Source organism: Mycolicibacter senuensis, assembly GCF_003284925.1.
Taxonomy (GTDB): domain Bacteria; phylum Actinomycetota; class Actinomycetes; order Mycobacteriales; family Mycobacteriaceae; genus Mycobacterium; species Mycobacterium algericum_A.
Genome location: NZ_QMEX01000150.1, coordinates 1 through 8,169, shown reverse-complemented (window position 1 = coordinate 8,169; position 8,169 = coordinate 1). Strand labels below are relative to the sequence as shown.

The window sequence follows — 8,169 nt, the reverse complement described above, 5'->3', positions numbered from 1 at the left end:
GCACCCCGTCGGGCAGGCTCGCCAGCAGCGGCGCCTCGGCCGCGCGGATCGCTTCGACGGTGTAGTAGTGCCGCATCAGTGTCAGGCTACGTTCCGGTGCGGCGGCTGGCGTCGACTTGGCCGAGGAGCGTGGCGCAGTCGGCGGCCCTGCCGGGTGCCGGACGACGGGGGTTACCCGCACCATGCGCTGATAACGTCTCCCGAGGATGTGACGATCCAGCTGCGACCCGGCGCCGATGGGATGAAGGGCCACCGATGAACGAACCGCACCGTCCGACCCCCAATCCCTACGATCCGACGCGGCAGACGCCGACCAACGCACCCATCGCGCCGGCACCGGGCGGCTCGTTCCCGCCATCCTGGCCGCCGGGGCCGCCGGCTCCCCCACCGCCGGGCAACCGCCGGCTGATCTGGCTGTTGGCGGGTCTGGTCTGCCTGCTGACGGCGATCGCGGTGGTCCTCACCGTGACCCTCGTAGGCCGTGATCGACACGAGAGCCCGCAATCGACCACGAAATCGTCGTCGGCGGCCTCCGACCGGTCACCGGTGCCCGTCTCCGCTCTCGACGAACTGTTTCCGGACAAGGAGCTCATCCGTAGCACCGCCGCGGAACCGGGGCTCGGCTTAGTCGACAAGGGCGACGGCATGTTTCCGGCGACCGTGGTGGATGCCAGCTGCCAGGTGACAGACTTCATCGCCGCCAACCCGGTCTATGCAGGTTCGGGCTGGAGCAGCGTCCGCTGGCAGGCCTGGAACAGTCCTTCCGAGATCGCGCCCGAAACGCTGGTGCGTTCACTGCTGATGTCGGCGGTGAGCTATCCGTCTTCGGAGTCCGCTCAGGCGTTCTACACCAAACAGCGCGCCGCCTGGCAGTCGTGTGCGGGGCGCATCGTCAACTTGCGGATAACGAACTCGGAGAATGCCGCAGACTCATTCTGGACCGTCGGCAAGGTCACCGACGCCGACGATGTGCTCGGCACCGTTGTGATCGCCGAGGGCGGCGGCGCCTGGTCGTGCCAGAGCATGATGGCGTTGCGCAACAATATCGTCGCCCAGGTCAACATCTGCGGCGAGACCACGCCGAGCACGGCAGCCCGGGACATCATCGACGCGATCACCGCGAAGGTCGATGCGGCGGCGTAGGTTGATGCGCGGCTGCGACTCCGGTCAAGCGTTCGGTCGCGACCGATAAGGGAGGGGTGCGATGAACCGACCGCAAGGTTTGCCACCCGATCCCTACGACCGGACGCGGTTTGCTCCCGGCACCGAGCCCATCCCACCGTCGGGCGGCCCGTTCCCGCCACCAGGCGCCGCGTTCCCGCCTGCGGGCGGCCCGTTCCCGCCTCACTGGCCGCCGGGACCGCCGCCTCCGCCACCGCGCAGCAACCGCCCGCTGATATGGCTGTTGATGGGCCTGGTCTGCGTGTTGACGGCGGTGTTGGTCACCGTGATCCTGGTCGGCCGTGACCGGAACGAGATCGCGCAAACCCCCACCGCAACATCGAAGCCAGCACCGGCGAAGACATCGGCGCCGGCCGGTCACGCACCGTTACCGGTGTCAGCGCTCGACGGCCTGCTGCCGGACCGGGGCTTCATCTCGTCCACGGTGGGCGCCTCCGGCATCGACGTCGTCGCTCGCGGCGAAAACATCGACGTCGAAGATCTGGTGGACGTCGATTGTCAAGGAGTCGTCTCCGTCGCCTCGCGGGCCTACCTGGGCTCCGGCTGGACCGCCATCCGCTGGCAAAACTGGAGCAACCCGCCCGACATCAATGCGCCCAGATTCACCAACCGGGTTGGGCTGTCGGTGACCATTTTCCCCCAAGCGGACGCTGCCCGTGCCTTTTACGGCAAGCAGAGCGCTGCGTGGCGCAAGTGCGCCAACCGTATTGTCAACGGCCATCCCGTCAGTGCGAAGGAAGTGACGGACCAGATCTGGGTCGTCGGCGAGGTCACCGTCTCCGACCGTGTAGTCGCCACCACCGCCACCAGCGCCCTCGGACCCGACTGGTCATGTCGACACCTGCTGAGCGTACGCAACAACGTTGCTGTCCGCGCCGTAGCATGTGGACGCACCGATCCGACAGCGGCGGCACAGACCATCCTCGACTCGATCATCCAGAAGATCGACGCCGCAGCGTGAGGCGCCGGCCGGTGCCGCCCTTGATCAACCGCGATATGTCACGTATCGTCCGAACCAATTTCGCAACGCGTGGTAGCGAATAAAGGGAAGGGTTCGGGGTTGGTGCGCAACCGCTACGCCGGGCAGCCGTTCAACACGCCGACCCCCGACATCGCCGCCGCCCTGGAGCAGGTGAGCATCCCCACCCTGCTGCTGTCGTGCGTGCACATCACCGGCGACCCGCGCTTCATCCGGGAGTTCAAGCAGAACGGCATCTTCCTCAACGAGATCCAGGGATTCATGTCCGAAGAGGACAAGGCCCGCGCCCGCGCCGAGGCGCTGGCGGTGATCGTCGACTACCGCGACCGGGGCTGCCCGCAGCCCGCGCCACTGCCCGACGAGCTGGTCAAGGAGATGATGGACTGGGCGGCCTGCGAGACCGTGCCGGACGACTATCTGGGTCTGCTCGCCGAGGAACTCGACCTGTCCGGTGTCGACCCGCGCCGGCCCGCGCCGCTGGATCCCGAGCGCGCCGCGCAGCTGCCGACGGTGGTGATCGGCTGCGGCGAGTCGGGTGTGCTGGCCGGAATCCGGCTGGCGCAGGCCGGTATTCCCTTCACCATCGTCGAGAAGAACCCCGGGCCGGGCGGCACCTGGTGGGAGAACGACTACCCGGGCGCCCGCGTGGACGTCGCCAACCACTTCTACTGCTTCAGCTTCGAACCCAACAACGGTTGGGGTCACTACTTCGCCGAACAGCCGGAGTTGCGAGCGTATTTCACCGATCTGATCGCCAAACACGAGCTGGGCAAGCATATCCGGTGGAGTACCGAGGTCACCGATGCCGCCTGGGATGAGGACACCGGAACCTGGACGTTGACGACGCGCACCGCCGACGGGGCGGCGGCGACGATGACCGCACGCGCGGTGATCACGGCGGTCGGCCAGCTCAACCGCCCACACCTGCCGGAGCTGGACGGTGCGGCCGGCTTCGCCGGGCGAGCATTTCACTCCGCGGCCTGGGACCACAGCGTCGACGTGACCGGCAAGCGGGTGGCGCTGATCGGGGCGGGCGCCAGCGGATTCCAGATCGCACCGGCAATCGCCGGAAAGGTGGAGCATCTCACGGTGTTTCAGCGCACCGCGCAGTGGATGTTCCCCAACCCGATGTATCACGACGCGGTCGACGACGGAGTGCGCTGGGCACTGCAGCATCTGCCGTTCTACGGCCGCTGGTACCGGTTTCTGCTGCTGTGGCCCGGTGCCGACAAGGGCCTGGAGGCCGCCCGGGTGGACCCGGACTATCCCGACCAGGACTACGCCGTCAGCGAGATCAACGCCATGGCCCGCCAGATGTTCACCGCCTGGATCACCGATCAAGTCGGCGACGACGCCGAGCTGCTGGCCAAGGTGCTGCCGGACTACCCGGCCACCGGCAAACGCACGCTGCAGGACAACGGCACCTGGCTCAAGACGCTGCAACGCGACAACGTCGACCTGGTCCGCACCCCGATACGCCGGCTCACGCCCAACGGAGTCCAGACCGAAGACGGTGTCCACCATGAGGCGGATGTGATCGTCTACGCCACCGGGTTTCGGCATACCGATGTGTTGTGGCCGATGCGCGTCACCGGCCGCGACGGCATCGATCTGCATGCGATGTGGGGCAGTCGGCCCTATGCCTACCTGGGCATCACCGTGCCCGGATTCCCGAACTTCTTTCTGCTCTACGGCCCCGGGGCGCACCTGGCACACGGCGGCAGCCTGATCTTCAACTCCGAGTTGGAGATGCGCTACATCGACGCCTGCCTGGCCAAACTCGCCGCTGAGCGGCTGCACTGCATCGAGCCGACCGCTCAGGCGGCCACCGAGTGGCATCGGGCCACCCAGGAGGAGATCAGAAAGACGGTGTGGGCGCATCCCGCGGTCAAGCATTCCTACTTCAAGAACGCCGACGGCGAGATCCACACCGTGAGCCCGTGGCGGCTCGACAAGTACTGGTCGGCGGTGCGCGAACCGGACTGGTCGCAGTTCGTCATCTGCAAAGGAGCGATCACGTGAGCGGAGTCGTCGTCACCGGTGCGGCGTCGGGAATCGGCCGGGCCTGCGCCGAGGCGTTGATTGCCGACGGGCGCCGGGTTGCGTTGTGGGACATCGCTCCCGGGGTTCAGCAGGTGGCCGACGGGTTGGGGATGCCGAGCGCGGTGGTCGACGTCTGCGACGACGCCGGCATGCCTGCTGCGGTCGCGGCGGCCGCCGATGCGCTCGACGGGATCGACGGGCTGGTGCATGCGGCGGGCCGGGTGGCCCCCGAACCGGTGGGCGCCTACACCGGCGAATCCTGGGACGCCGTCATGGATGTCAACCTGCGCGCCCAGGCAATGCTGGTGCAGCTGATGCTGCCCCATCTCGTAGCGGTCGCCCGCGCCGGCGGCAGCCCGGCGGTCGTCGGCATCTCCAGCATCGAGGGCCTGACCGCCAACCCGTTCATCCCCGCCTACTGCGCCTCCAAGGCCGGTCTGCTGGGGCTGACCCGGTCCATGGCCGCGCAGCTCGGTCCGGCCGGGATTCGGGTCAACGCGGTCTGCCCGGGCTTCATCGAGACCCCGATGCTGCAGGTCGCGCTCGACGTCGAGGAGGTGGCGGCCGGGTTCGTTGCCGCCGCACCGCTGGGTCGCATCGGGCAACCGGCCGAAGTAGCTGCCGCGGTGGCGTTCTTGATGTCGCCGCGGGCGTCGTTCGTCACCGGCACCCAGCTGGTCGTCGACGGAGGGGTCACCGCCCGGCATCCGTGATCGCTCCGGCCAGTCGCGATGGCCGTCGGGGTTCAGGCGCTGCCAGATGCCCGACGGATGGCTTCGGCAAGCATGTCCTGCGCCAGGGCCCTGTTCGCGGCTTCTTCAGCTTCGGCAACGCCGTCAGGCGGCGCCTGCCAGTGCGCCACCACCGCGAGTTCACCGCCGAGAAATTGCCGTCGACACTGGCTCCGCTGGATCTTGCCGCTGGTCGTGGTGGGAATCGACATGTGTTCCACCAGCACCACATCGTGTGCCTCGATGCGGTGGTGCTCGCTGATGGTGGCCCGGACGGCATCGATGACATCGGCGAGGTCGGTCTCGCCGATCCGGTTGCGATCCACTTCCTGGACGACCACCAGTTGTTGGATGGAATGTGCTTTCGGCGTCACCGTGAAGACCGCTCCCCTGCCCGACACCAGCACGGGATGGCAGTCCTGCACGGTGAATTCCATATCGTTGGGGTAGTAGTTGTGGCCGTCGATGGTGACCAGGTCCTGGTAGCGCCCGGTGACGAACAGCTCCCCGGCGCACAAGAAACCCAGGTCGCCGGTGCGCAGGAACGGCCCGCGTGAGGAGTCCGGCCCGTCTTCCGACAGGTATGCCATGAAGGTTTGCTCGGTCTCTGCTGGGCGCTCCCAGTACCCCTGGGCGACGCTGGGTCCAGCGACCCAGATCTCGCCGACTTGGTCCGGGCCGCATGGCCGGTGGGTCACCGGGTCGACGATGGCCACGTCCTGGCCTCCGCGCGGCGGACCGCAACTGACCAATGTCGCAGCACTTGGGTGCTCCGGTGCGACGTCGACCACCCGGTCGGAACCCAGCGTGGTGCGATCCACATAGCGAACCCCGGGTACGGCGTCGTCGGATCCCCCGGCCACCAGCAGGGTGGCCTCTGCCAGCCCGTACACCGGCGTGAACGTTTCCAGCCGGAAACCCGCCGGAGCAAAGGCCGCAGCGAAACTCTGCAGTGTCACGGCACGTATCGGCTCGCCGCCGTTCATGGCGATGGACAGGTTGGATAGGTCGAGTGCCGCACGCTCTTCCGGTGTGCTGGTCTCCACGCACTTCTCGTAGGCGAAGTTCGGTGCGGTGGTGATGATGGCGCGATGTCGGGAAACGGCTTCCAACCACCGCATCGGACGCTTGATGAAGGCGGTCGGGGACATGAGCACGGCGGTGGCCCCGACGTAGAGGATCTCCAGGACGACGCCGATAAGACCCATGTCATGGTGTGGCGGCAGCCAGTAGACGCCGACCCCGGTGTCATCGCCTTGCCACGCCTGACGCACGACCTCCAGGTTGTGCATCAGGTTGCGGTGCGTCAGCACCACACCCTTGGGTGAGCGGGTGGAGCCCGAGGTGTACTGGATCATGGCGGTCGAATCCGCATCGATGTCCGGGGCCACCCACCGTTCGGGATCTCCTAGGGCGGCATCTTCGATGAGGTGCCAGCGCAGAGCTCGTCCCTCGGCCAGCCCGTCGATGCTGGCCTTGGTGTTCTCCTGGGTGTCGGCAGTGGCCAGCACAAAACTCGCTTTCGCGTCGGGCACCACCGCCGTCAGCCGCGGTGCCATCCGCTGGTGCACCGGTACCGCAACCGCCCCCGCATAAACACAGCCGAAGAAGGCGGCGACGAACTCCAGGCCCGGACGGTACAACACCAACACCCGCTCGCCCTCCGCATCCTGCTGCTGCAGAATGGACGCGATCGCTCGCGCTTTGAGGTCGAGCTCGCAATAGGTCAGCTCGCTGCGGTCCTCATCGTCGCCGTAGTAGGAGAAGCTGAACGCCACCTTGTCCGGATACTGTCGCGCTCGCAGCCGCAACATGTGCAGCAGGCTGTTCCCGCTGGTCAAGTCGTAGTCCGACAACTCATCTCCCTCAACGGTCGCGCGGTTCAACCCCGGACGGTTGCACCCTAGCGAAATCCCAGCGTTCTCAGTTGAGTTCGTGAACTTCCAAGCCGACGCTCGGTAGGGACAAATCCGGACGCAGCCGTTAGAAGAGGTCGCCCCATTGGAATTCGGTTATGACGTCGCTCAAGTGGCTCCACAGGTCGGTGGCGGCCGCACCGCTCGCGTCGGCGCCGCCGAAGTAGTCATCGGGGACGGTGGGGAAATCCACCCCCGCCCAGGGCGGTATGACCGGGTCGGTCGGCGCGCCCTTGCCGTCGCCCGCCTCATTCCAGCCGGCGCCGAGCAATTGGGCGGCGAGCTCCGAGAAACTCAGCCACGCTCCCATCGGTCCGATCGCGTGGCCGTCGAAGCCGAGGCTGCCGAGGACCGGAACACCGAGGATATTGATGCCGAGGCTGTTGATGATCGAGCCACCGACAACGGGCACCGATGCGGCGACGCCGCCGTCGGAGTCGAACATCTGCCAGGGCCCATGGGCTACCTCGCCACCGGTCAGCAGCCCGCCGAACGCGAACTCCAGGTTGTCGATCTGCATTGGCGCCGGCAGCAGACCCGCGTCGTTGATCGCCGGCAGCAGGAAGTTGAGGTTGAGGGTGGCACCGTTGAAGAACGCGCCGGTCATGTTGGCGATGATCTCGCTGAAGCTGTCTCCGTCGCTGATGCTGTTGGACAACGCAACCCAGGGGGCGATGGCCGGGCCCAGTGAGCCGATGATGATGCCGCTCAGCGGTGACTGCAAGAAATTGAGGATCGTGGTCACCATATCGGCATCGATATCCGGCGGTAGGAAGCCGGGAAGCTGGCTCAGCAGCAGATTGTGGTCGGAGGCCACGGTGAAGGCGGTCGTCGCGGCTATCGTTGCGTCGTCCGCGTTGAGCAGATCGTAGGACGAGAACACCGCCTTGATGTTGTCCTGCATCTGCTCGGCCACGTTGGTGATGTTCGCCGGATCGTTGATCAACAACTGCATGAAGTTGACCATGTTGACGAGGCCCTGCTGGAATCCGACGCCGGGCGCCAAACCGAAGTTGTTGACCAACTGCGAGAGGTTGGCGGACCCGGCGTTGAAAGCGTCCTCCCAGGCGCCGGTGAGCTGGATCGCCGGGGCCTGAGCAACGGAAGTATCGGCAACGCCGGGTAACGGCGCCGCCACCGAAGGTACCGCGATGAGACTGGCGCCCGCGATCGCGATGCCGGCGGTGACATAGGGCTGAAGAGCTAACTGCACGGCCATCTCCTTTGGGTTGGTGGATCTTCTGGTCTTCAGAACGCGGCGTTATCCGGGTTGGCCGTCGCTGCCGGCGTTGCCGCCGGTGCCGTCCGCCCCGGGGGT

General features: G+C 66.8%; 7 protein-coding genes. 4 read left to right on the top strand and 3 right to left on the bottom strand.

The features are described 5' to 3' along the window. Window positions 1-181, bottom strand: a 181-nt coding sequence (locus DQP56_RS20740; RefSeq protein ID WP_133258989.1) for a hypothetical protein, incomplete at its 3' end; no start/stop codon positions are given. A 74-nt stretch (window positions 182-255) separates the two neighbouring features. Between DQP56_RS20740 and DQP56_RS20735 the strand changes: the two genes are divergently transcribed. The 4 genes from DQP56_RS20735 (at window position 256) to DQP56_RS20720 (ending at window position 4,917) form a co-directional block, all read left to right on the top strand. Further along, entirely contained in the window at window positions 256-1,143 is an 888-nt protein-coding gene (locus DQP56_RS20735) for a sensor domain-containing protein (protein ID WP_112688658.1), read from the top strand. 265 nt (window positions 1,144-1,408) lie between these two features. Then, window positions 1,409-2,143: a sensor domain-containing protein gene (locus DQP56_RS20730; protein ID WP_234825756.1), complete on the top strand. Its 735-nt coding sequence runs from the start codon at window positions 1,409-1,411 to the stop codon at window positions 2,141-2,143. 102 nt (window positions 2,144-2,245) lie between these two features. Further along, window positions 2,246-4,183, top strand: coding sequence for a flavin-containing monooxygenase (locus DQP56_RS20725; RefSeq protein WP_112688654.1), 1,938 nt, complete (start codon window positions 2,246-2,248; stop codon window positions 4,181-4,183). Further along, window positions 4,180-4,917, top strand: a complete 738-nt coding sequence (locus tag DQP56_RS20720) for an SDR family NAD(P)-dependent oxidoreductase (RefSeq protein WP_112688652.1) — start codon at window positions 4,180-4,182, stop codon at window positions 4,915-4,917. Before DQP56_RS20725 ends, DQP56_RS20720 begins: the two co-directional genes overlap by 4 nt. A gap of 32 nt (window positions 4,918-4,949) precedes the next feature. Here DQP56_RS20720 and DQP56_RS20715 read toward each other — a convergent pair whose 3' ends face one another. Together DQP56_RS20715 and gjpA are read right to left on the bottom strand one after the other, a co-directional pair. After that, window positions 4,950-6,791: a fatty acyl-AMP ligase gene (locus DQP56_RS20715; RefSeq protein WP_353617205.1), complete on the bottom strand. Its 1,842-nt coding sequence runs from the start codon at window positions 6,789-6,791 to the stop codon at window positions 4,950-4,952. 127 nt (window positions 6,792-6,918) lie between these two features. Beyond that, on the bottom strand, window positions 6,919-8,064 hold the full coding sequence (gene gjpA, locus DQP56_RS20710) for an outer membrane porin GjpA (RefSeq protein WP_435673892.1): 1,146 nt from the start codon (window positions 8,062-8,064) through the stop codon (window positions 6,919-6,921). Window positions 8,065-8,169: the final 105 nt, after the last annotated feature.

What these genes read in the sequence shown, in the direction of transcription:
- DQP56_RS20735 (WP_112688658.1), top strand. Translation starts at nt 256, where the DNA reads ATGAACGAACCGCACCGTCCGACCCCCAATCCCTACGATCCGACGCGG.
- DQP56_RS20730 (WP_234825756.1), top strand. Translation starts at nt 1,409, where the DNA reads ATGGGCCTGGTCTGCGTGTTGACGGCGGTGTTGGTCACCGTGATCCTG.